The organism is Paraburkholderia sp. DD10 (genome assembly GCF_049177125.1).
GTDB classification, from domain to species: domain Bacteria; phylum Pseudomonadota; class Gammaproteobacteria; order Burkholderiales; family Burkholderiaceae; genus Paraburkholderia; species Paraburkholderia terricola.
On sequence record NZ_CP185392.1, the window covers coordinates 3,120,242 to 3,142,630 of the forward strand.

Below are 22,389 nucleotides of genomic sequence, written 5' to 3' on the forward strand. Positions count from 1 at the left end.
CCACCCGGCACCGCTTCGTTCTGCGTCGCTGCATCTGCAGCAGAGAAACGAGATTATGGAGAACGACTGACACGTCGTCAACCCCCTTTGGTGAATTTTCTTTCCGGCAAGCGCCAATCGTCGCCACAAACACACCTCGTCTATATGTAGCGAGATCGCGGAAACGACTCTGTCGCATGTGAGGACGAACGACTTCGTCTATAGTGAGAGACTCGCCCTTGACCACGGCGCGCCGATCATCATCAAAAACCCACACACGCAACTGCCCGCGTAGCCGGCGGGCCAGAAAACGGGCCTGCGACAAACGTGCACGACAAATTGACCTGCGCACAACGCGCGCGAAGGCGCAAGCTCGTATATAATGCGAGCCGCGCGAATTTCGCACATGTCTATCGGCCCGCTTCGAGCGGGCTCATCTTTTTTGCTCCCCAGAGCACACCCAAACAACCGCGTTGAGTCACTCAGGTGATGTTGAGCCATGCTCGAAACGCCTGACGGTAGCGTCTTGCGTCTCATAGCGAAGCCTCTAGAGGAGAATACGTGAACCCTTTTGATCGCGAAGATTCGCAACACGAAGCCGCCAGCTACACGCCCAAGGCGCCCTCGGGCCGCACGGCCAAGGGCAAGGGCGCGGGCAAAGCGATCCCCGTGGCGGCAGAATTGCCGCCGCAGCAGGCTGAAGAACGTCAGCGCCAGATGCGTGCGCTCATCCAGTTGGGCAAGGAGCAAGGCTACCTGACCCACGCGCAGATCAACGACCACCTGCCCGACAACTTCACGCAAACGGCGGCGATCGACAGCATCGTCAGCGCGTTCAACGACATGGGCGTGCAGGTCTACGAGCAGGCCCCGGACGCGGAAACGCTGCTGCTCAACTCGAACACCCCTGCCGTGGTGTCGGACGATCAGGCAGACGAGGAAACCGAAGTCGCGTTGTCGACGGTCGATTCGGAATTCGGCCGCACGACGGACCCCGTGCGCATGTACATGCGCGAAATGGGCGCAACCGAACTGTTGACCCGCGCCGGCGAAATCGCGATTGCCAAGCGCATCGAAGACGGTCTGCACGAAATGGTGCAGGCGATCGCCGCTTGCCCGCTCGCGATCTCCGCGATTCTGGCGAGCGCGCAGCAGGTTGCCGACGGCGAGTTGCGCATCGACGAACTGGTCGACGGTCTGAATGAAGACACGCTCGCGGCCGAAGAAGACAACGCCGCCCCGGACGCAGCAGCGGACGTCGACACGGACACGAGCGACGATGACGACAGCGATAACGACGACGACATCGCCCCGGCCGATTCCTCGGCTGCCGACGAAGCACGCCTGAAGCAACTCACGAGCGACTGCCTCGAGATCTTCGCTCAGGTCGGCATGCTGTCCGACCAGATGAACGCCTCGCACACGCGCGGCGACGTCAGCTCGAAAGCCTATCAGCGCGCACGCGAGGAGATCCAGCAGCACCTCGCGAAGATCCGCTTCACGGCGCGCACCATCGACCGCCTGTGTGGCGACGTGCAACACCAGGTCGCGCAGGTTCGCGCGATCGAGCGCAACATTCTGCAAATCGCGGTGACGAAGAGCGGCATGCCGCGCGAGAAGTTCATCGAATCGTTTGGCGGTCACGAAGCCGATCTCGGCTGGACGGAACGCGCGGCGCGCGGCGCGTCGGCATACGGTGCGGCGCTGGAGCGCCATCTGCCGGCGATCCAGGCGGAACAGCAAAAGCTGATCGACATCGAGGCAACCGTCTCCCTGCCGCTCAAGCATCTGAAAGAGATCAACCGCCAGATGGTCGCGGCCGAATCGAAGATGCGCAAGGCCAAGAGCGAGATGATCGAGGCAAATTTGCGTCTCGTGATCTCGATCGCGAAGAAATACGTGAACCGCGGCATGCTATTCCTCGATCTGATCCAGGAAGGCAACATCGGCTTGATGAAAGCCGTGGACAAGTTCGAATACCGGCGCGGCTGGAAATTCTCCACGTATGCAACGTGGTGGGTTCGTCAGGCCGTCACGCGTTCGCTCGCCGACCAGGCCCGCACGATCCGCGTGCCGGTGCACATGATCGAGACGATCAACAAGCTCAACCGCATCTCGCGCGAGATCCTCCAGCAAACCGGTCAGGAAGCGCATCCTTCCGTGCTGGCCGAACGCATGGAGCTGTCGGAAGAGAAAGTGCGCGGCATTCTGAAGATCGCCAAGCAGCCGGTGTCGATGGAAACGCCGGTGGGCGACGACGGCGACGCCACGCTCGGCGACATGATCGAGGATTCGGCGGCGTCATCGCCGGCCGACGCGGCCATGCAAGCCGATTTGCGCGCCGCCATCGACGACGCGCTCGACTCGCTGTCGCCGCGCGAAGCGAAGGTGCTGCGCATGCGTTATGGCATCAACACGAAGTCGGACCATACGCTTGAAGAAGTGGGCAAGCAGTTCGACGTCACGCGCGAGCGGATTCGTCAGATCGAGAGCAAGGCCATGCGCAAGCTGATGCACCCGAGCCGCGCCGATCGACTGAAGTCGTTCCTCGACCGCTAAGAAACAGCGCTTGCCGTGCCTCACGCACGGCAAGCGCCCCCTCCGCCTCAAACCCGCCTCGACACCCATTCAAACCAGCAGCGAGATGATCCCGCCGATGGTGATTCCCGCTGCCAGCCAACGACCCGCCGTATAAAACGCGTTGTGTTCCTCATGAGGCTCGTCCGGACGCTCGAGACCGAGCGTGCCGTATGCAAACGACTGAACCGCCGAAACATTGGGCGCCGCGGCATCTTCTGCCGCTGAATCGCCTGCTGCGTCGTCGTTGACCGCCTTCCCCTCTTGTGCCGCCGTTGCCGCGCCCTCCGCAGAGATATGGACGGCCTCGTCCTGCGCGGACGTTTCAGCCGTCGCCCTGGTTTGAACCGCCGCATCGTCGGCCGCGCGCGAGTTTTTCATCGCCGCGCGTCCCGGTTCCGGCAGTGTGGACGACAACGCACTGTCGATTTGCATAGCAATCTCCGTTCATTTCGCTCAAGGCATGCATTGCCCAACCCGTCGCGGAAGTTCAACAGCACGGCGGGTTACAAGTTCTATCGACGCCCACGGCGCGAATCTTGAGCAACAGTAAGGAACAGTAAGCGCGAGCACCGGCCGCACCTCGCCGACGGTTGCGTAATTTCGACCAGTAACGGTTGCCGAGATTACCGGCGCGATCGCCGACGCGCATGGGGCATACTCCTTGCGCGCTCTGTGCCCAGGTTTCTCCCAGGAGCACACCATGACCACGCTCGATCCCAAGGAACCGGCACCCGCGGCAGCCAGGCAAGGTGCAAAGATCGTTGGAACCGGCATCGGCGAAGGTCCCGGTCCGGATGTGATGGCCGCTTCCACGCTAGATGGAAACAAGGTGATGTCATCGGACGGCGAATATATCGGCAAGATCTCCGACATCATGCTCGACGTCCGCGGCGGACGTATCGCTTATGCGGTGCTCTCGAGCGGCGGCTTTCTCGGCGTGGGCGACACGCTCCATGCAATACCCTGGAACGCGCTCACGCTCGACACCGACGACAAATGCTTCGTGCTCGACGCACCCGCCGAGCGCATCGGAAGCGCGCCGGGCTTCGATAGGGACAACTGGCCGGCGATGACGGATACGCAATGGGGCACGTCCCTACACGCGTACTACAACCGGGCACCGTATTGGACTTGCGACGCCTGACGTCGTGGAAAAACGCGAGCGGGGATCACAAACTTCATACGAACGCAGGCACTGCTCTAAAAAACGCAGTGCCTGTCCCAACGCGACATCCGGCAAGGGAAATCTTGCGGACCCGCTTACGTCTTATCGCCAACGGAGCGGCTGCCCGCTGCATCGAGCTTGCTCTGCAAGGCTTCCTTGCGCGCGGCGATCTTCTTGCCGAGCGCGACCAGATCGCACTTCGTGCGCCGCAACTCCGGAAACAGTTCGCCTTCTTCTTCCTCGACGTGATGCAGCACCATCTCCGACATCACCTTGAAGGTCGCATTGAATCCCTTGTCACCGGCTTTCAGCGTCTCGAACTTCGTGATGAGTGTCTTGACCAGAAAGTGTTCGACATAAGCTTCCTCGACATCGAGCTTGCCGTCCTCCGGCAGTGCTGCTTGCGCCGCCGGGTACAGCAGTTCTTCCTCGATGATCGTGTGCACGGTCAATTCCTCGCACGCACGTTGGGCCAGCGTCGCTTTCTCTTCCAGATCGTCGCCCGCCTTTTCGAATGCCTCGAAAAGCTTCTCGACTGCGCGATGGTCCGCTTCGAGCAGCGCCAGCGCATCTTGCTCGCCCGGCGGTTGAGTAGCGGACTTCGTAGTGGTTTCAGCTTGTGCCATGTCGGTTCTCCCGTTAGAACAGCAGCACTTCTGCCACAGCATCGGCCATGCCCGAAGCGAGGAGTCGTGTGGCCGCGCGCACGCCGACGATTGCCCCCGCCCGTTTGCATTCCCGGACTATCGGCAGCGGGACCGGCCATGTCGGTTTGTCCACAGAAACCGTGCGCAAGCCTGTGGATATCCTGGGCAAGACTTGCGCAAGTCATTGAGCGAATTGAGATTCGAGCCGCTGACCGCACCGGGGTCTCGAGCGGCAAACACACGCCGCCTCACGGCATGACAAAGGTTTTCACGAGCGTCAATTCGCCGGCCTTTCGCAGCGGCACCCGCATCGTTTCGCTCTTTTCGTTCGGCGTATTTTCATTCGTGATGATGCTCACCTGGGCGACGGTCATGTCGCTGCCGCTGTTGCCGCTGCCGTAGTAATTCACGAACACCAGATACGTGCCCTTCAGCGGCGCGGCGGACGAATAAATCTCCGGCCCATAGCCGGTCGTCACGTCGACGTCGAGCGCGCCGCCGTTCGGCGCGACGCGTTCCCCGTACCAGGTATGCGCGCCGTCGGGCGACACGACGTGCAGATCCAGATCGGTGCCGTCGGTGTCCCACGCGAGCACCACGCGCAGCTTCGGCTGGGTCTTGCCGCTGTAGGCGTCGTAGAACTGCACGCGCTTGCGGCTGCCGTCCGGCGCGCGCAGTTCGACGCCGTTGCTGCCGGAAGGAAACGCGTAGGGCCGCGAGAACCTGCCATCTTCCTCCACGCGCTGCGGCAACGGCGTGCCGTCGACCACCAGCGTCGCCACCATGTTGCCCTTCTTCTTCGGCGCGTTGCGGATGTGTCCTTCGATCAGCGCGAATTTCGACTGGCCTTCCGGCGTCGACACGGATACCGCGGGGTAGTGCACGTCCTGCGTATAACGCTCGTTGTCGCCGCCCGTGTTGCGCCAGCCGTTCAACGGCGCGGCGAAGTCGACATCGCTCGCGTGCGCCGCCGGCACGGCCTGCAAACACGCAACGACGAGCACCCTGCAGCCGCCCTTCACCCACCCTGTCGTCTTGACCTTCATCGTTACCGCTCCTGTCCCGCTGTCATGCCGTTCGTCCGGCGTGTTTTGATTGAAACGCGTCCAGCACGACATGACTGAAAAAGAACGCATGTCGTGATTCATTGGATCGGATTGTCGGTACGGATCAGCGTGCGAGCGGTACGCTCGACGAACGTCTCATCGACGCCACGCGGATGATGCTGGAACGCGAGGTGAACATACTCGTGCGCCAGCGCGATACGGTCTTCCTCCGTCTGCAAGCGATACACGTACACGCGATTGCGCTGCGCGTCCGCATACGGCCGCCCTTCGCGCACGGCGCACACGGCGGGCAGATCGGGCGTCTCGTAGCCCGCCGCGCCGTCCATGCGCCGCGCCCACGACGGCGCATTGCGCCGCAGCCATTGCTGCGCGCCGGCCACCGCGATGCAATCGCCGGACAGCGGACTCTGGAACGCAGTCAACGTCGCCTGCGGCCAGGTGCGCGCGAGAATCGCGTCGAACGTGAGGCCGCCTTGCGCGGACGCCTTCGCGGCGAGCCAACTCATCTGCCCCGCTGCCGCCTTGTCGTGGTGATACTGAACCGGCACGCCGGTCAGCACGAGCGCGTCCGTCAGATCGGCGGCACGGCGCGCGGCGGCGCCTGGCGCGCGCGGTAGAACGCGCTGCGTGCCGCTGCTGTCGTCGATACGCAAGCAACCGTGATCGTGACTGCCGTGCTGCACCACGTAGGTACGCGCCGCCACCGCCAGTGCCTTGGCCGCTTCCGGCTGGCTCGTGTCGCCCTCCCGCTCGACCACGCGAGCAACGTAATCGTTCATGCCGAAGCGGCCGACAATTTGCGGCGCTCCGGTTGCGCTGCGATCGAGCCGCAATTCGCCGCGGCTTTGCACGCGCGCCCAATTGCCGTTGACGAAGCCCACGCGGAACTCGCCCCGCAGCGGACCGTCCGGCGCCGCCGCCGGCCCGCGGTCGCCGAGCACTTCACGAATCGGATAACGGCTGAAAAAATCGACCAGCACGCAGGCGCCGTCATCCGGCACGGTGACTTGCGTGAGCAGCGGCGCGATGCGCGGCGCGGCGGCGGCGAGCACGCGCGCGCTGCCGCCCGGGCCGCCCAGCCACACCGGCGTGCCGTCGACGAGCCAGCCCGCCGCGCCGCCGATGGATGCGCCGGGCCGCGCCGGGTCCGGCATCGTCCACGTCTTGGCGCGCAATACGCTGCCGTACAGCGACACCGTGCCCTCGCCGCGTCCGCTCGTCAGCACCGATACCAGCGTGCTCGCCGCCGCTTCGCGCGGCCGCGCGGGCATGGCTTGCAAGGCGGCGAGCAGATCGATCACCGGGACGCGCTGCGTCGGCGTCATTGCATGGAGGTTGCGCAGCCACGCGGGTGCGTGCGCGGCCGTCCAATACTTGCGCCAGTCGGCTGCATCGAGTTGCAGGCGCGCGGGTTCGAAAAAACGTCCGCACGATTGCACCAGTGCATGTTCGCGGTCGATGCGGCCGCCCGTCATGCAGCAATACGCTTCTTCGGGATCGCCGCCGCTGCACGTGTAATCCGGCGTGGCGATGTTGCGGTCCACGAGATAGCCGTAGACGAACAGCTTCCACACGCTGCCGAGCGGCGTTTCGAGCGTCGCCGGCAAGGGGCGCGCGGACTGCGCCGAAACGGCGACGCCGGCGCTCCCCGCATCGACTTGCCAAAGCTGACTCTCGCCGTCGCGCAACCACGCGAAGCGCAGCCTCCGCGCCGAAGCGACAACAGGCGTTTCAACCGACGATGCCGCCGCATACGCCTTCACGCCATCGACGCAGGCACAGCCCACGCTCAGGGCGAGCGCGATCCGCAGCGCCGCCGCCAGGCGATCACGCGTGTGCCGAAGCGCGCTGAACATGGCGGCCTCGCTACTGGATGCGCAGCGTCGTCACGCGATCGCTCTTGCCGCCTTCGAACGCCTTCGCGTCCGGCTGATACATGCGGAAGTAGCGCGCGGGCGGCAACGCGAACGTACCCGGCAATGCGAAGCGCACCAGTTGCCGCAGCGTCACGGGTCGATCGAGCAACGGTACGGGCTGGTGATACGCCAGTTCACCCATCTCATACGAAGCGACGCGCTGGAACGGCTGCGGACCGCTGCCGCCTTCCTTCGCGCCAGGCAAGCCGTCGATCGACACGCCCCAGCTGGTCGCCTCGACATTGCCGCCCGGCGGCAGCGGCACGTCGAGCAGACCGTAGTGGTAGGCGTTGCCCGAGCGCGGCGTGAGCGTGACTTCGTCCACATACAGCGCGTTGCTGTCGATCGCATCGCCCTGCTTCATCAGACGCGCGGTGAACGCGGCGCGTCCCAACTGGCTTTCAGGCGCGGCTTGCTTCTTCGGATCAGGCTTCACGTCGAGCGGTTCCAGCTTGTAGAACCGCCGTTCGACGGTGATGTTCAACCGGCTGTCCTCGCTCGTATGACTGCGGAACGACACGAGTGCGTTGACGTCGGTGCGAGTGGCGCCGGCATCGAGTGTGGCGGGTAGTCCCCCAACGGGATTTCCTTCGGGGCGTGCTGTGCCGGTCCACTTCCAGAGCGGTGCGCCGGTCGGCGTCGCGGTGCGCGTCCAGCCCACTCCTTGCAACGACGGCGGCGAAGCCGGCGCCGCCTCGCCGCCGAGCGCCTTGCGCAGCCACAGCAGCGTCAATGCGCGATCGAGCGTCGGGTAATCGGCGCTGCTTTTCGCGAGCAACGTCGATGCATCGATCGCGGCGCCGCCATCGCCCGTCAGGTAAAGCAGACTTTGCACGAGCGGCGCGGGATCGTTGCTCAACGCGCTGCGTGCGGCGCTCGCGGCTGCGTCGAAAGCTTCCGGCAGTTGAGCGCCCGTGCCGCGCGCCATGCCGGCCACCAGCAGCGTCGCCATCTGCTTGCCGCGCGGCGAATCGGCTTGTGCGAACACGATGCTGTCCGACGCGCCATACGCGCCGCTGCGCGCGGGCGCCTTGCCCGCGTTGTTCGCGTTGCCCGACATCGCAGCCGCATCGCTCAGCAAATCGGCGGCGACGCCCGACACGGGCGTAGCCACCGGCAAGCCCATCTGCTGCATGAACCACAACGCCAGCGCGCGATGCAGCAGCGGTTCCTTCGCGCCGGCATCGCGATAGACGTCCATCGCGTGCTGCCAGTTGCCCGCGGGCAGGCCGATGCCGAGGCTGCGGCTCGCGAGCCAGTCCGCGTAATACGCGTAAGCGGTCATCAGCGCGCTGCCGCCGGTTGTGTCGCCCCACCAGCCGAACGTGCCGCCGACGCCCGCCAGCATCGCAAGACGCTGCCGCTGATTGCGCAGCAGCGCGTCGAGCCCTTGCGTCGAACTCGCGTTGTCGCCACGGCCGAGCGCATCGTGAGCGAGCGCGAGCGGAATCAGGCGGCTCGAAGTCTGTTCGGCGCAACCGTACGGATAGTCGATCAGATCGTCGGCGACGCGCGCGAATTGACTCGCCGCGTTGCCGATGAACCGCACGCTCACATCCTGAGCGTCGGTTGGCAGATTGAGCGGCTTGTTCGAACCGTCGAGCGCCACGGTGTTCTGATGCAGATCGAGCCAGCCGCCCGCATCGAGATTGATGGTGGTCTGCAAGCGGTCCACGTCTTTATCCGCACGCCGCAACGTCGCATTGATCACGCCGGCCTTCAGCGCGCCGCCCGGCAGCCGCAGATAGTTCGCACCGCGCTTGAGCGTGACTTTCTGATTCAACGAGAGACCGCCGCCGTCGACCAGCCATTGCGCGTCCATCTCCGTGTCGGTCTGGTTGAACGCGATCATGTCGATGGCCGGCTGATCGTTGACGCGAAAATGCGTCGGCCCGCTCCACTTCAGATACAGCGCCTTGTCCGAGCGCACGTAAGCGGTGCGTTGACCCACCATGCCGTTCGGCGCCGCCGCGCGCACGGTGATGCGCCAGCGCGCCAGCGAGTCGGGCATCTTGAAGGTCATGGCGGCATGACCGTTGGCGTCGGTTTTCAGATTGCCTTCCCACGCCGCCGTGTCCTGATCGTCGCGGCGCGGCCGCTCCAGCACCTTCACGCCGCGCTCGTTGTAGTTCGCGCGTTGCGGGCCGCCCGGCGCGCCCTTCAACGGCGAACGCGCGAGGTCATACGTGATGAACGACAGGCTCGACGAAGTGCGCACGTTGTTGCGGCGCGGATGATAGAAAAAGTCGACGATGTTCGGCGCGATTTCCGGCTGCAGAACGTACACCATTTCATCGACCACGCTCACGGTCAGGTTCGCCGCTTCCGGCTTGCCGTTCAGTGTGCTGTCGAAGTTCAGCGTCACCGTATCGCCGGGGCCGTACACCGGCTTGTCGCTTCTCACGTTCAGTTCGATTTGCGGCTGCGCGACCACGATGCCCGCGTTTTGAAACACGTACTCGCCCGCATGCACGTAGAGCACCGAGAAGGTCATGTTCGGCGCGAACTCGTCGCTCACCTTGATGCGCGCTTTCCATTGCGACGGCGCCACGCGTTGAAGTTGCAGCCAGTCGCCGCCCGCCGTCAACAACGCGCGGCGCTCGACGTTGTCGCGTTCGAGCGTCAGCAACGCATCGTCGACGGGCATCGGGAACGTGATCAGCGCTTCGGCGGTGTCGCCGATCTTGTACCTGTCGCGATCGAACACGATCTCGACGCTGCCCGGAATCGCCTTCAGGCCATCGCCCGCGACCCAGTGGCTCGCGGCGGCGAGCAGATTGCCGGTGTCGTCCTTGACCGACAGCATGTATGAACCCGGTTGGTCGAATTGCACCGGGAACGAGAGCTTGCCGCTTGCCGCCCCGCTCTTCAACGCGCCTTCGCCGTGCGTCTGCGATTCGAGGCGCGTCCATTCCCATCTTGCCGGCGCATGCGACGACGGATCGAGCGCACCGAGCGCTTGCAATTCGAAGCTGACCGCTTCCTTCGGCTGCGAGAACGACTTCGCCGTCGACAGACGATACGGCGTCGCGCCGCGCGCGATCAGCACTTCACGTGTCACGCGCACCTTGTACGCCGCGCCGTCTTGCGCGAACAGCGTCAACGCGTAACGGCTCGGCTCTTTCGCCGCCGGCAGCGTGAGACTTGCGTTGCCCTCGCTATCGGTTTTCAACTCCTGCTGTTCGAGCTTGACCGGGAACAAGCCGGCGTACCGCAATTCGCCGTCGACGATCGTCACTTTCTGCGCGCGCAGCGTGAGCGAAATCTTGCTGTCGCGCACCGGCTTGCCGTCCGGATAGCGCAACTGGATCTTGCCCTTCAGCGGCTCGCCGGTGGCGTAATCGGCTTTGTCCATCGACAGGTTCACGTCGAAATGCGGCTTCACATAGTCGGCGACGCGAAACGCGCTGCCGTACACATCGCCGTTGTAATCGAAGCGCAGCGTGTAGCCGCCGGCGGTGGCATCGGCGGGCAGCGTGAACGACGCCTCCGCGCCCGTCGCGGACGCGAAATGCACCTTGCTGGTCGCCACCGGCGCGCCGTTCGGATCGAGCACGTCGAGTTTGACGTCGGCCTCGGCGGGCGCGGACGACTGCGTCGCGTTCTGGAACGTGCGGCCGATGAACTTCACATGCACCGGATCGCCGGGCCGGTACATTGGACGGTCGGTCACCGCGTAGATCTTGGTGTTGTAGATCTCGCTGTCGTAGTAGAAATTCTCGGAGACGAACACGCCGCCCCGCGGATCGGTGCCGAGCACATAGCTGCGCTCGGGGCTCACGTGTTGCAGCATGAGCGCACCGTCGCCGCCGGTCGCGCCGCTTTGCAATACGCCGACGCCATCGGTCCAGCTCACCTCGGTATTGGCAACCGGCTTGCCGTTATCGCGCCGCGCGGTCCACACCAGCATGCCGCTCGATGCCGCCTTCACGACCGCGACCGTGTCCGACACGAACAGCAGCGTATGCGCGCGATAGTTGCCGATCACCGCCTCGACGATATACAGCCCCGGCGGCAGCTTGCCGACAGGGATCATCACGTTGCCCGAACTGGCTTCAATGAAGTTACTGCTGCTGCCTTCGAGGTTCACGCCCTTCGGCGGCTGGATGACCTTCGCGTCCCAGATCGGATAACGGAAACGCGCGACCATGTCATAGCCTTGCAGCGGCGCGAACTGCGAGTTTTGCTCGAACTGCGTCGGCTTGCCCGTCTGTTCGCCGAGCTTGAATTGCGGCGCGGCTTCGGTCGCCTTGCTGCGCGTCGCGAACGACAACACGCGCTGCCATGCGCGGCGCGCTTCGCTGAACCAGCGGTCCCATAGATACGCGAGCGTGTTCGCCAGTCCTTCGCCCTGATAATTCGGCGCGACGTTCAGCCGGTGCAGATTCTTTTGCGCCTTCAGGAAGTCGAGCGGTTTGGGCACGCGATACACGACGATGTCCGCGCCGCCATACGCTTGCAGCGCGTCCTTGAAATCGCGGCCCGGCGCTTCGAGACGCACCTGCGCCAGTTGATCGCTGCCGAAACTCGCGTCCGAGAGCAGAAAGAACGGCTGGCCGTCCACCTTCTGCGAGGCGAAGTTGCTCGACGGCGTTGGATGCAGCGTCGGGTTCGCGGCGATGTTGGACTCGGCTGCGTCGTCCGCATACGCTGCCGGTGCGATGGCGAGCGTCATGAACGCGAGCAGCGCGGCCAACGTGAATGCCATGCGCCGCCGCGCGTTGCCAAACCAGCCGCTCGACGCGGTGACGGAATTCATTCGGGTCATGGTGTCAGAAAGTCCAAACGAAACACGCCGACGAAATTCGGATTGCCGTCGCGCGGCTGCCAGCGGGAATCTTTCCATTGCATCAGGTCGGAGACGGCCACGGCGCGCAGACCGGTATCGGTCGGCGTAACGGTGCCAGTGTGATAAGCGATGTAGCGATCCAGCCAGATCATCAGATGCTGGTCGTCGCCCTGGTCGAAGAACAGCAGGTCGCCGGGCAGCGCCTGGTTCACGTCCTTCGAAACAAAACGGCTGTTGCGTTGAATCAGTGCGATCGCCGACGCGTAGGCGCCGGTTGAACCGTCGAGCTGGGTCCAGCGATTGGCGATCGTGCGCTGCGACGCGGACAGTTGCAGTTCGGGCGGCATGCTGCTCGTGTCCGCGAGGCTGGTCATGCCGTTTGCACGCAGCCATTTGCCGTCGTGCAGCTTGAGCGTCTCGCCGACAGCGAAACGCACGAGGCCCGCGCAATCGCGCTGCGTCCAGCGTGGCGTGGGGCCGCGCCGCAGTTGCTGGTCGACGATGCGCGCGAACCATGCGCGAAAGGCGGCGGACTGCCGGGGCGAGAGGCTGTCGGGGTCGGGCGTGGCGGCGGTGCCGGTGAGTGCGTGGGCGTGGTGCGCCAGGGTCGCTAATGCGAATGCAGAGGCAGTGCGTGCCAGCCAGAGTCGGCGTGCGATGGCACGTGTGTCGTGGGCGGGTGTTTGCGCCACGGGGGTTTGCGCCACGGGGGTTTGCGCCACGGGGGTTTGCGCCACGGGGGTTTGCGCTGAGGCCGCGTGCGCCGCGACCGCACGCGCCGCGACGAAGCGCCGAGGCCCGCCCGCCTTCATCGCGAACGCCACGCCGGGGAAACGAAAGCGACGCACTTAATCGCCCTCGGTGCCAGGCTGATCGGCGGGCGTCTCGACAACGCCCGCCGCATCCGAACCCGCACCGGCCTTCGCGCGATCGAACCACCACTCCACCGGCACCCAGCCGGTCGAGCCCGGCAAATTCTGCGGCAGCGTCAACGACACCGCGGGATAGCGCGCAAAAGCGTGCAGCTTCGGCGCGAGATGGGTGCGCGACGCGTTGCGGAACACCGCCTCCTGATCCGCCGGCAACGCCGCGCCCGCTTCGCGTTCGATCAACGCGGCGGCCGACGAAGGCGTCAGCGTCAGAATCGTGCGCGGCAGACGCTGCGGCGCGAGCGTATCGGCGAGCGCCGGATAGCGCTTGTCGAGCACGGCGAGCGTATCGTCGACGAGACGCGCATCCGGCGAGAAGATCAGATAGCCGTGCGCCAAGGCGAGCGTGACCGGAAAATAGCGTTCCGCCGAAAGCTGCGACGCGAATGCCGCCTTGCTCGTCAACGCGGTTCCCGAGCGCGCGCTAACCGGACGTTGCCACACGGTCACGTCGGCGCCCTGATCGCGCGTGGTGACCGGCAAGCGGCGATAGCTCGCAGTATCGCCATCGGCTTTCGCGGCCTTCGCTTCATACGCGCCGATCACGTCGCCGAAGGTCTTGCCGAGCGCGGCCTTCAACGCGGCGGTGCGCGCCGCGTCCCGCGTCTTCAGGCGAGCGACGAACACCGGCGCGACCAGCGTCGACTTCGCATACCAGCAGACAGCCGCGGGGCCGGCAAGCTGATCGCCGATCGCGGCGGCGTTGTCCGCGCCGCCGTCGGCCACCTTGCCGAGCAGCGCGGACGCCGCTTTCCAGTCCGCCGGCAAGCTCGTGCACGCCGCCGGATTGGCCGGCAGCGCGCGCCACAGGTCGGCGCTGTTCCACTGCTGCGGCAGCTTGCCCGGCTCGATGAGCGCCGAGGTCTGCCAGTTCGCAGCGGCGCCGCCGTTCGGCGAGAAATCGAAGCGCAGCGCGTCGATACCGGAGAAAAACGCTTGATAACCGAACGAGAGGTAATTGGCCGACACCACCAGACGGTGGCCCTTCGGCGCATCGCCCCCTGCATCCGGGCCGGCATCGAGGCCGGCATCCAGGCGATAAGCGCGCGCCGCGTCGTCATGGCCTGAGGCGAGCATGTCGGAAACCGCGTCAGCGCGTTCGCTCAGCAAGCCGCCGTTCGCGTCGAGCAGCACGCCGGGCGCGGATAGCACCACGAGGCGATCGTCTTTCGCCGCGAACAACAGCGTGCGACCCACCGCCAGCTTCAACGCGTACACCGGCACGTCGCCGGAAAGCTTGCCGACCTGGCTCAGTTGCGCGTCGCTCGCCGCGACGTTGCCCAAGCCTTGCAGCAGTTTGGCTAGGCCGTTGCGGCGCATCGACATCGCCCAGTAGCCGAGCCGGCCATCCGGCGAGCGCCACAGCAGCACGTGCGCGGGTTCGTCGAACACGCGGCGGATCAACTCGTCGCGCCAATCGAGTTGATGTTCGAAGGCGAGACGCCGCAGTGCGCCTTCCGCGGAAAGGCGCGCATTGCCCGATTCGTAATAGTCGACGAAGTCTTGAGTCAGCAGGTCGTGCAGCAGCGGCACGCGCAACATGTCGCGCGGCAAGCGCGAGAGCGCTTCGCTGTCGATCACGGCGTCCGGGTGGTGAATATCGAGAATGATTTCGCCGCTTTCGGCGGCTTTGCGATGTGCGAAAGGTCGCCACACCGCCTGAATGACGACGCCGGCCACGACCAGAAAACCGACTACCAGGATTGCAATGTTTCTTCGCGACATCTTCATCTGATTTTCTTCTGGTTCGATGCGACGGCATTAAGTTGACATTCGGCGAATAATCCCTCGGGCCATTCTTCGAATGGCAGCGATGATAACCGATATGCCTGGCCTGATACCAGTGACTCTCCGCATTTAACGATCCGGCATGCCTCTGATTAAAAATATTAGAAACCAGGTTTCATTTTTGAGAGGCGGGCTTGAGTCAAACGGGAATCTGAATAGCGCGGAGTTTATCCGCGGCATTACCGGATCGAGGCTTTATGCCAAATCATCACGTTTCTTCTATCGACATAAAAAAGAACCCGGCCGAGCCGCATTGGCTGGCCGGGTTCTTTCAGACACGCTCTTAGGGTTTAAGGCAAATACCGCCCTGGCCGCTCTCCAGGAAGCTAGCCGCAAATATCACATTGTGTTCAATACAAACGCGCAAACGCGCAAATGATCGGGAGCATGTTGGCCGCCGCTCAATCGCAGCCGATATTCCATGCACTACATGTTGCATTAATCCGCATCGCCGCCGCGCACGCTAGACCACGTTCTTCTCCACGATCGGCCGGTTCTCGAGCACGCGAGCGAAGCTCAACGAACCGAGATCGAGCGTCGTATAGCGCCCGTTCAGAATCAGTTCGCTAACGCCGCGGCCCGTTGCCGGCCCTTGTTGCAAACCATGCCCGCTAAAGCCATTGGCAAAGACGCAGTTGTCGACGTCGGGGTGATAACCAATGATCGCGTTCTGATCCAGCACGTTGTATTCGTAATAGCCGGACCAGCAGTTCTGCACGCGCAGCGCTTCGAATTGCGGCACGCGGTGCGCGAGCGTCGGCCAGATCACGTCGTCGAACAGTGTGTGATCGACTTCGTCGAGCGGCAGATCGTCGGGGTCGTTGTCCGCGGAAGGCGATGTGCCGCAAATGAACGATTGGCCCTCGGGCCGGAAATACACGCCGCTTGGATCGATCAGCAACGGGCAGCGTTCGAGCCGCGCCGGCGACGTGACATTGAAAATACTGCGACGCCGCGCGTGGACCGGAAGGTCGATGCCGATCATTTGCGCGACCTTGCGCGACCAGGCGCCCGCCGCGTTCACGACCACGTCGCACGCATGGGTCTCGCCGTTCGCGGTTTGCACTTGCGTGACACGGCTGCCGTCGCGATGCAGCGCGGTAACGTCGGCGGCGACATAATGCGCGCCGAGCGCCCGCGCTTTCTTGCGCAGCGCCTGCACGAGACCATAGCCGTCGAACCAGCCTTCCCCGCTTTCGCCGAATGTACCGGCGACGAGGTCCTCCGCATTGAGCCAGGGAAAGCGCGCTTGCAACGCGTTTCTGTCGAGCAGGCTAATATCGGCGCCAAGGCTTGTTTGCAGCGCGTGATTCTCACGCAGCGTCGTCTCGCCGACAGGCGTCGCGAGAAAGAGATAACCGCCTTCGTGCAGATCGATCGACGGTTTCACGCCGTCGACGCACAGCCGCTCGCCGATCGAGCGCAGAAACTCGATACCGAACAGCGACATCTGAATGGAAAGCGGTGTGGAGAATTGCTGACGGATCGACGCCGCCGAGAGCGCCGACGACGAGCGCGCATAAGTCGGATCGCGTTCGATCACGGTGACGCCGACTGTCGGATCGGCGAGCCGCAGAAAATACGCAATCGAACTGCCGATCACCCCACCGCCGACGATCACGACCTTGGAACTCACGTCTTACCCCACGAGTAGCGTGGCCGCTCTTGAAACGGCGGGCGGCGCAAACGGATTGCTGAAAAAATGCGAACAGCGGCGCGTGAATGCGCCGCTGCTTTGTGCTTTTTACTGAATGCGCTACCCGTCTGCCGGGCTTAGCCGATATTGAAGTCGATGCCCTGCGCGAGCGGCAATGCCGACGAGTAGTTGACCGTGTTGGTGGCGCGGCGCATGTACGCCTTCCACGCGTCCGATCCCGACTCGCGGCCGCCGCCGGTTTCCTTCTCGCCGCCGAACGCGCCGCCGATTTCCGCGCCGCTCGGCCCGATGTTCACGTTCGCGATGCCGCAATCGCTGCCCGCGTCGGACAGGAAGCGCTCCGCTTCGCGCAGATCGGTTGTGAATACGCACGACGACAAACCGTGAACCGCCGCATTGTTCGCCTCGACCGCCTCGGCGAAATCCGCATAGCGCAGCACGTAGAGAATCGGCGCGAACGTTTCCTTCAGAACCACCGGCGTTTGCGACGGCATTTCGACGATGGCCGGCCGCACGTAGTAACCGCCTTCATGACCCTTCACCTCGACGCGCTCACCGCCGAACACCCTGCCGCCTTCCGCAGTGGCCTGCTGCAACGCTTCCTGCATGCGGGCATACGCTTGCTTGTCGATCAGCGGACCCATCAGCGTGCCCTTTTCGAGCGGATTGCCGATCGGCACCTTGCTGTACAACTGCTTCAGACGCTCGATGGTCTTGTCGTACACGCTCTCATGCACGAACAGACGCCGCAGCGACGTGCAGCGTTGCCCCGCCGTGCCCACCGCCGAAAACAGAATGCCGCGCATCGCGAGTTCGTGATCCGCCGTTTGCGTGACGATGCCCGCGTTGTTGCCGCCGAGTTCGAGCAGCGAGCGGCCGAAGCGCTTCGCCACTTCCACGCCCACCGTGCGGCCCATTTCCGTGCTGCCCGTCGCGCTGACGATCGACGCGCGCGGGTCGGCCACCAGCTTCGCGCCCACCTCGCGGCCGCCGTTGATCAACGCGGTCAGGCCGGCCGGCGCGTCGCCGAATTCCTGCAACGCCTCGTTGAGAATCTGATTGACGGCGAGCGCGGTCAACGGCGTTTTCTCCGACGGCTTCCAGATCACCGCGTTGCCGCACACCAGCGCGAGCGCCGCATTCCACGACCACACGGCCGCCGGAAAATTGAACGCCGAGATCACGACGCAGGTGCCCATCGGGTGCCAGGTCTCGGCCATGCGATGGCCCGGTCGCTCGGACGCGATCGTGAGGCCATACAGTTGACGCGACAGACCGACCGCGAAATCGCAGATGTCGATCATCTCCTGCACCTCGCCCATGCCTTCCTGGAGGATCTTGCCGGTTTCAAGCGTGATGATGCTGCCGAGCGCCTGCTTCTTTTCGCGCAGACGGTTGCCGAGCAAACGCACCAGTTCGCCACGGCGCGGCGCCGGGACGTCGCGCCAGGCGGTGTACGCCTGTTTCGCCTGGGCCAGGGCCGAATCGACTTCCGCCACCGTGTTGCTGGCCACGCGGCCAATGAGTTCGCCGGTGATGGGCGAATGAACCGCGATGTCGCCGGCCTGCGCCGCGTGGGCGATGCCGAGGTCGGCGAGGATGGTGGAAGCGTTCATGTGAATCCCTTTAATTTCCGATGCGAAACAAGAGTAAGTTAGGAAACTATACACGCGGGCTTTCATGGCGGCAAGGGCGTTTGCCCGGAAGTGACGCGCGGGAACCGTCGCGTGCGCTTGCTGGGCTTGAATAGCGGACCGAATCCATCGTGGCGCACGAATGCCGCCGATGCCCGCGCATGCTCTTGCGACGGCAGGCGCGCATTGCCCCTATTCGTTTCTTATTGGAAATACGAGTTGCCGACAGCCGCAATGATCCGGCACGCGACTGCGCGCTTGCCCGAACGCAGACGAGCGAGGAATTGGACAGCAAGAGTCGGAGTGCGCGGCGTGGGGCGCCTGCTTACACTTGATGATGACTCGATGATCGCTTGACGGAGACGGCTCATGAGCACAATTGCGAAGGATCGACACCCGGATGCACAGCCGGATGCGCAGTCGGCGGAATCGGCGTTGGCAATGCGGCCAAAACCTGAACGCGCCGCCGCGCCCGATGCAAATTCCTCTATTGGCTCGCTTGCGCAACGCATCGACCAGATCGACTGGTTCGACGCCGAGGAAGAACTGAACGCGTATGGCTGCGCGATGCTGCGCAATCTGCTCACCGCGCAGGCATGCGATGCACTGACTGCGCTGTATCCGCGCGATGCATTGTTTCGCAGCCGCGTGGTGATGGCGCGGCATGGTTTCGGCCGAGGCGAATACAAGTACTTTGCTTACCCGCTCCCGCCGCTCGTCGCGGCGTTGCGCAGCGAGCTTTACCCGCGTCTCGCGCCGGTGGCGAATCGCTGGAACGGGGCGATGGGAATCGACGTCCGTTATCCGGCCGCGCATGCGGAATTCATCGAGCGATGCCATGCCGCCGGGCAGACGCGCCCCACTCCATTGATGCTGCAATACGCCACGGATGACTACAACTGCCTGCATCAAGACCTCTATGGCGAACACGTGTTTCCGCTTCAGGTTGCGATTCTGTTGTCCGAGCCGGGGGAGGATTTCACCGGCGGCGAGTTCGTCATGACCGAGCAGCGTCCGCGGATGCAGTCGCGCACGGAAGTCGTGCCGCTCGGCAAGGGCGACGCCGTCGTGTTCGCGGTGCATCATCGGCCGGTGCAAGGCACGCGTGGAGCGTACCGCGTGAACTTGCGGCATGGCGTGAGCCGTTTGCGGTCGGGACAGCGGCACACGCTCGGCGTGATTTTTCACGACGCGACGTGATGCGGGCGCGCGCAGCGCCGAATGCGCCGCTGCGCCGCCGCGAAAACCCGACTCCTGCAATTTTGGCTAGATATCATCCGGGAAAACCCGAATCCACCGGACGCGCAGCGCCACCTTCAGCCGCGCGTCCGGTCTGTCGCAATCGGCCACAAGCCGGTCGCGACCATTTAGCCTGGATATCATCGATCATGATTGCTGCCGCGTTTTCGCGCGTCGCCGACCGCCTGCTCGCCGCGGACCCGGGACTCGTGCGTCTCCATACCGCGCTGCGTGTCGCGCTCGCCTGCCTGCTCACCGGCATGGCCAGCATCGCGTGGACGGTCTTCCATCATCAACCGATCACCCTTGCCGCGCCCGGCGTCCTGTTCGCGATGGTCGCGCCGCTGTTCGTGCGCGATGCAAGGCGGTCCGCATGGTTCGGCTCGCTCTTCTCTCTGTATCTGTGCGCCTGCGTGTGCTTCGCCGCGGCGAGCGTGCTGAGTCCTTATCCGGTCGCCGGAGATGCCGGCTTTCTCGTCGTGATGTTCGCCGGCATGCTCTGCCAGGCCTGTGGTCCGCGTGCGCTCGGTTGCGCGCTGCTCGGCGTGGTGTGCTTTTATCTTGGGTTGTATCTGCACCCTTCGCGGCTACACCTCGTGCAATCGCTGTTGCTCTCCGCTTTCGGCCCGTTGATGGTCGCGCTGGTCGGCCGCGCGATCGTGCCGACGCGACCCGCCGCCAGTTTCCGGCTTGCGATTCATGCGGTGACGCTGCGCGCGTCGCGCGTGCTGCATGCGCCGGATGCGGCACGACTCTCGGTGTTGAACGAAGCCGCGCTCGCGCTCGAAGAGCAACTGGCGTTGCTGAACCCACCCGACGCCGACACGATTCGCGAGCGCATCGTCGAAGTGGAAGTCGCGGCGGGACAGCATGCGTTGGTGTCGGCGTCTGCGTATGGCCGCGGGCAAGCGAATGCGGACGTGCTGCGTCAAGCGATCGAACGGCTCGAGGAGATCGCGCACTGTCGAGAGCGGCGGCGCTTTGAGCCTGCGTCCGGCGACGCTCCGGCTTCAGCCGTGCAACGATTCGCGGACCTGCGCGCCAGGCTCTGCTGGTTGCCCGCCACCCGCGCCACGACAGCCGCGTTTCTCGCGATGCTGATCGGCCACTCGCTGTCTCCCGAGCGCTGGTTCTGGGCGGTCATCACGACGTTCGTGGTATTTCTCGGCACACGCTCACGCGCGGACACGATTTATCGCGGTGCGCAGCGACTGGCGGGAACGCTGGCCGGCGCGCTCGCCAGCGTGTTGCTCGTCGCGCCGCTGCACGATTCGCCGATGCTGCTCGTGGCCGCCATGGTGCTCTGCGTGTTCGGCTGGGCTTATTACATCCTGAGCGCGTATGTGCCGGGCGTGTTCTTCATTACCGTGCTCGTCGGACTGGTGTATGGCGAGTTGGGCTTCGCAATGGGGCCGTTGGTCGAATTGCGGATCGAGGAAGTGCTGGTGGGTTGTCTCGTGTCGTTCGCGGTGGCGGTCCTGATGATGCCGCTCGCGGCGAGCCGTCATGTGGAGATGAGGCTTGCGGCTGTGCTGGGTGCGTTGCGCGAGGTGGTGCGGCTGGGCGGGTCCGCTGCGCTGGCGGCGGATGCGGCTGTCGCCATGCGCAAGCTCGACCGCGGTTGGCATGAGTTGCGAATCGCGCTGAAGCCGCTGCAAATGCAGCGCGTGGTGGCGTGGAATTCTGGTGTCGAGTTGGCCACCGGATCGCTGCTGTGCTGTTTGCACTGGGCGCGGGTGTTGAGTGATTCTGCTCGGCGCGGGGTGTCGGGTGAAGTGGCGCTCAATGCCGCGAATGTGCGGGCGGCGCATGTGGAATCGATCGTGGCGCGGCTTGATTCGTTGATCGCGCGTTATAGCGGTGCGGCTACTGGTTCTGTGGATGGCGGGTTGGATGAGCGCGTGTCGGTATTGCCGGTTTTCGATTTGGAGGCGGCGGCTCAGGCGCCAGTGCTTGCGCAACTCGATGGCGCCGTTGCGCAATTGTTTGAGCGGCTGACCCAGCCGGTCGGGGAAAGGCGCGGGGTGTTCGATTGGGTGTTACGGGTTGGAGCGCGTAGGGCGTACGCTGTGGCGTCGAACAGCCCTCGAAGCCCTGGCGACTAGTTCAGCGAAGCTGCGAGGACGGCGGTAACCAGTTGGCCCATGCGGGCAATAAAAAGCCCGCACGAGGCGGGCTACAGGCATACGTCAACCGGGCCCGGTAGACGGAGCCCACACTCTTCACCAACAGAAAACGATCAAACGGACTTCACCGCCGCCCGCCCCGCGCCTACCCGCGTCAATCCGCTGTGCTCCACCAGCGCGCCGAACAGCAGTCCGATCGTCGTCCACATGATCACCTGCATGCCGATCGCCGCGACGCGGAACTTCCACAGCAGCACGGCCGGGAAAGCCGCCGGCACTTCGTTGATCGTCGGCATCGACAATTGCACGGCAGCGATGATCGCGACGAACACCACGCCGCCCACGATCGAGCCATTCCACGCGCCCAGTTTCATCACCGCGCGACGCCGCACCTTCAGCGAAAACACCATCGCGGTCAGCGAGATCGCGATCATCAGGAAGAACAAGCCGGTGCGCGTTCCGATCGTGTCGGGGTCGCCCACCGCCGGCGGATTCGCGGGGTACTTGATGTTCGGGACGATCACCAGCGCGATGAACGCGCCGAGCGCAAGCCATGCCGACAACGCACGCGCGCTCAATGCGCCCACCCGTCCATAGGCGTAGGCGAATACGAGCGCGAACAATCCGCCGAACGCCGCGCCATACGTGACCACGCCGGTCAACAGCCCCAGGCCCGCCTGCGTATCGCGGCTAACGAGGTCTTCGTGTTCATGCGCCTCGCCGCCCTCGGCCGCCGCCGCGGCCTTTTCCTCGAAGGATATCGCCTGATCGACCTGCGGCTCGCCCGCGAGCCGGGCGAAGCCGAACGTGAGCAGTCCCGCGGCGATGCCTGCGAGCATCCCGCGCAATAACAACTTACCAACCATGTCGAAC

The 22,389-nt window shown here is 64.4% G+C and carries 15 protein-coding genes; 5 read left to right on the forward strand and 10 right to left on the reverse strand.

What is annotated here, in order from left to right:
* Nucleotides 1–540: 540 nt before the first annotated feature.
* Complete coding sequence (gene rpoD / locus ACOCG7_RS14215; protein WP_073432046.1) at nt 541–2,538, forward strand: RNA polymerase sigma factor RpoD; 1,998 nt, start codon at nt 541–543, stop codon at nt 2,536–2,538.
* Between the two features lie 69 nt (nt 2,539–2,607).
* Here rpoD and ACOCG7_RS14220 read toward each other — a convergent pair whose 3' ends face one another.
* Nucleotides 2,608–2,991 carry a hypothetical protein gene (locus tag ACOCG7_RS14220; RefSeq protein ID WP_073432045.1) on the reverse strand — a complete coding sequence of 128 codons (384 nt, stop codon included), beginning with the start codon at nt 2,989–2,991 and terminating at the stop codon, nt 2,608–2,610.
* Nucleotides 2,992–3,259: 268 nt separating this feature from the next.
* On the opposite strand from ACOCG7_RS14220, the gene ACOCG7_RS14225 reads away from it, so the two are divergent.
* Nucleotides 3,260–3,703 carry a PRC-barrel domain-containing protein gene (locus tag ACOCG7_RS14225; RefSeq protein WP_073432044.1) on the forward strand — a complete coding sequence of 148 codons (444 nt, stop codon included), beginning with the start codon at nt 3,260–3,262 and terminating at the stop codon, nt 3,701–3,703.
* 116 nt (nt 3,704–3,819) lie between these two features.
* Here the strand turns inward: ACOCG7_RS14225 and ACOCG7_RS14230 are convergent, their stop codons facing one another.
* From ACOCG7_RS14230 to ACOCG7_RS14255, 6 genes are all read right to left on the reverse strand, one after another.
* The gene (locus tag ACOCG7_RS14230; RefSeq protein ID WP_073432043.1) at nt 3,820–4,350 is read right to left on the reverse strand and encodes a hemerythrin domain-containing protein; all 531 of its coding nucleotides are present in this window, start codon (nt 4,348–4,350) and stop codon (nt 3,820–3,822) included.
* Nucleotides 4,351–4,619: 269 nt separating this feature from the next.
* A complete protein-coding gene (locus tag ACOCG7_RS14235; RefSeq protein ID WP_073432053.1) occupies nt 4,620–5,417 on the reverse strand; it encodes a YfaP family protein in 798 nt (265 codons plus the stop codon).
* A gap of 98 nt (nt 5,418–5,515) precedes the next feature.
* A complete protein-coding gene (locus ACOCG7_RS14240; RefSeq protein ID WP_421376026.1) occupies nt 5,516–7,294 on the reverse strand; it encodes a DUF2300 domain-containing protein in 1,779 nt (592 codons plus the stop codon).
* Between the two features lie 10 nt (nt 7,295–7,304).
* Complete coding sequence (locus ACOCG7_RS14245) at nt 7,305–12,122, reverse strand: alpha-2-macroglobulin family protein (protein ID WP_084561514.1); 4,818 nt, start codon at nt 12,120–12,122, stop codon at nt 7,305–7,307.
* Complete coding sequence (locus ACOCG7_RS14250; RefSeq protein ID WP_421376028.1) at nt 12,119–12,991, reverse strand: DUF1175 domain-containing protein; 873 nt, start codon at nt 12,989–12,991, stop codon at nt 12,119–12,121. The genes ACOCG7_RS14245 and ACOCG7_RS14250 overlap by 4 nt, the downstream gene beginning before the upstream one ends.
* Nucleotides 12,992–14,803, reverse strand: a complete 1,812-nt coding sequence (locus ACOCG7_RS14255) for a DUF2138 domain-containing protein (protein ID WP_421376030.1) — start codon at nt 14,801–14,803, stop codon at nt 12,992–12,994. It lies immediately after the preceding gene.
* Nucleotides 14,804–14,942: 139 nt separating this feature from the next.
* On the opposite strand from ACOCG7_RS14255, the gene ACOCG7_RS14260 reads away from it, so the two are divergent.
* Nucleotides 14,943–15,239, forward strand: a complete 297-nt coding sequence (locus ACOCG7_RS14260; RefSeq protein WP_421376032.1) for a hypothetical protein — start codon at nt 14,943–14,945, stop codon at nt 15,237–15,239.
* 84 nt (nt 15,240–15,323) lie between these two features.
* Here the strand turns inward: ACOCG7_RS14260 and ACOCG7_RS14265 are convergent, their stop codons facing one another.
* Complete coding sequence (locus ACOCG7_RS14265) at nt 15,324–16,496, reverse strand: NAD(P)/FAD-dependent oxidoreductase (protein ID WP_421376034.1); 1,173 nt, start codon at nt 16,494–16,496, stop codon at nt 15,324–15,326.
* 137 nt (nt 16,497–16,633) lie between these two features.
* Nucleotides 16,634–18,133 carry an aldehyde dehydrogenase family protein gene (locus ACOCG7_RS14270; RefSeq protein WP_421376036.1) on the reverse strand — a complete coding sequence of 500 codons (1,500 nt, stop codon included), beginning with the start codon at nt 18,131–18,133 and terminating at the stop codon, nt 16,634–16,636.
* Between the two features lie 459 nt (nt 18,134–18,592).
* On the opposite strand from ACOCG7_RS14270, the gene ACOCG7_RS14275 reads away from it, so the two are divergent.
* Entirely contained in the window at nt 18,593–19,351 is a 759-nt protein-coding gene (locus tag ACOCG7_RS14275) for a 2OG-Fe(II) oxygenase (protein ID WP_421377639.1), read from the forward strand.
* Nucleotides 19,351–21,495, forward strand: a complete 2,145-nt coding sequence (locus tag ACOCG7_RS14280) for an FUSC family protein (RefSeq protein ID WP_421376038.1) — start codon at nt 19,351–19,353, stop codon at nt 21,493–21,495. Before ACOCG7_RS14275 ends, ACOCG7_RS14280 begins: the two co-directional genes overlap by 1 nt.
* 134 nt (nt 21,496–21,629) lie before the next feature.
* On the opposite strand, the gene ACOCG7_RS14285 is transcribed toward ACOCG7_RS14280, so the two are convergent.
* On the reverse strand, nt 21,630–22,382 hold the full coding sequence (locus ACOCG7_RS14285) for a CbtA family protein (RefSeq protein ID WP_083081662.1): 753 nt from the start codon (nt 22,380–22,382) through the stop codon (nt 21,630–21,632).
* Nucleotides 22,383–22,389: the final 7 nt, after the last annotated feature.

Bases quoted from the DNA above. Each gene is read 5' to 3' on its own strand.
- ACOCG7_RS14280 (WP_421376038.1), top strand. From the start codon at position 19,351: ATGCGGGCGCGCGCAGCGCCGAATGCGCCGCTGCGCCGCCGCGAAAAC.
- ACOCG7_RS14225 (WP_073432044.1), top strand. From the start codon at position 3,260: ATGACCACGCTCGATCCCAAGGAACCGGCACCCGCGGCAGCCAGGCAA.
- ACOCG7_RS14285 (WP_083081662.1), bottom strand. From the start codon at position 22,382: ATGGTTGGTAAGTTGTTATTGCGCGGGATGCTCGCAGGCATCGCCGCG.
- ACOCG7_RS14235 (WP_073432053.1), bottom strand. From the start codon at position 5,417: ATGAAGGTCAAGACGACAGGGTGGGTGAAGGGCGGCTGCAGGGTGCTC.
- ACOCG7_RS14260 (WP_421376032.1), top strand. From the start codon at position 14,943: ATGCCTCTGATTAAAAATATTAGAAACCAGGTTTCATTTTTGAGAGGC.
- ACOCG7_RS14240 (WP_421376026.1), bottom strand. From the start codon at position 7,294: ATGTTCAGCGCGCTTCGGCACACGCGTGATCGCCTGGCGGCGGCGCTG.
- ACOCG7_RS14270 (WP_421376036.1), bottom strand. From the start codon at position 18,133: ATGAACGCTTCCACCATCCTCGCCGACCTCGGCATCGCCCACGCGGCG.
- ACOCG7_RS14275 (WP_421377639.1), top strand. From the start codon at position 18,593: ATGCGGCCAAAACCTGAACGCGCCGCCGCGCCCGATGCAAATTCCTCT.
- ACOCG7_RS14220 (WP_073432045.1), bottom strand. From the start codon at position 2,991: ATGCAAATCGACAGTGCGTTGTCGTCCACACTGCCGGAACCGGGACGC.
- ACOCG7_RS14245 (WP_084561514.1), bottom strand. From the start codon at position 12,122: ATGACCCGAATGAATTCCGTCACCGCGTCGAGCGGCTGGTTTGGCAAC.
- ACOCG7_RS14230 (WP_073432043.1), bottom strand. From the start codon at position 4,350: ATGGCACAAGCTGAAACCACTACGAAGTCCGCTACTCAACCGCCGGGC.
- ACOCG7_RS14255 (WP_421376030.1), bottom strand. From the start codon at position 14,803: ATGAAGATGTCGCGAAGAAACATTGCAATCCTGGTAGTCGGTTTTCTG.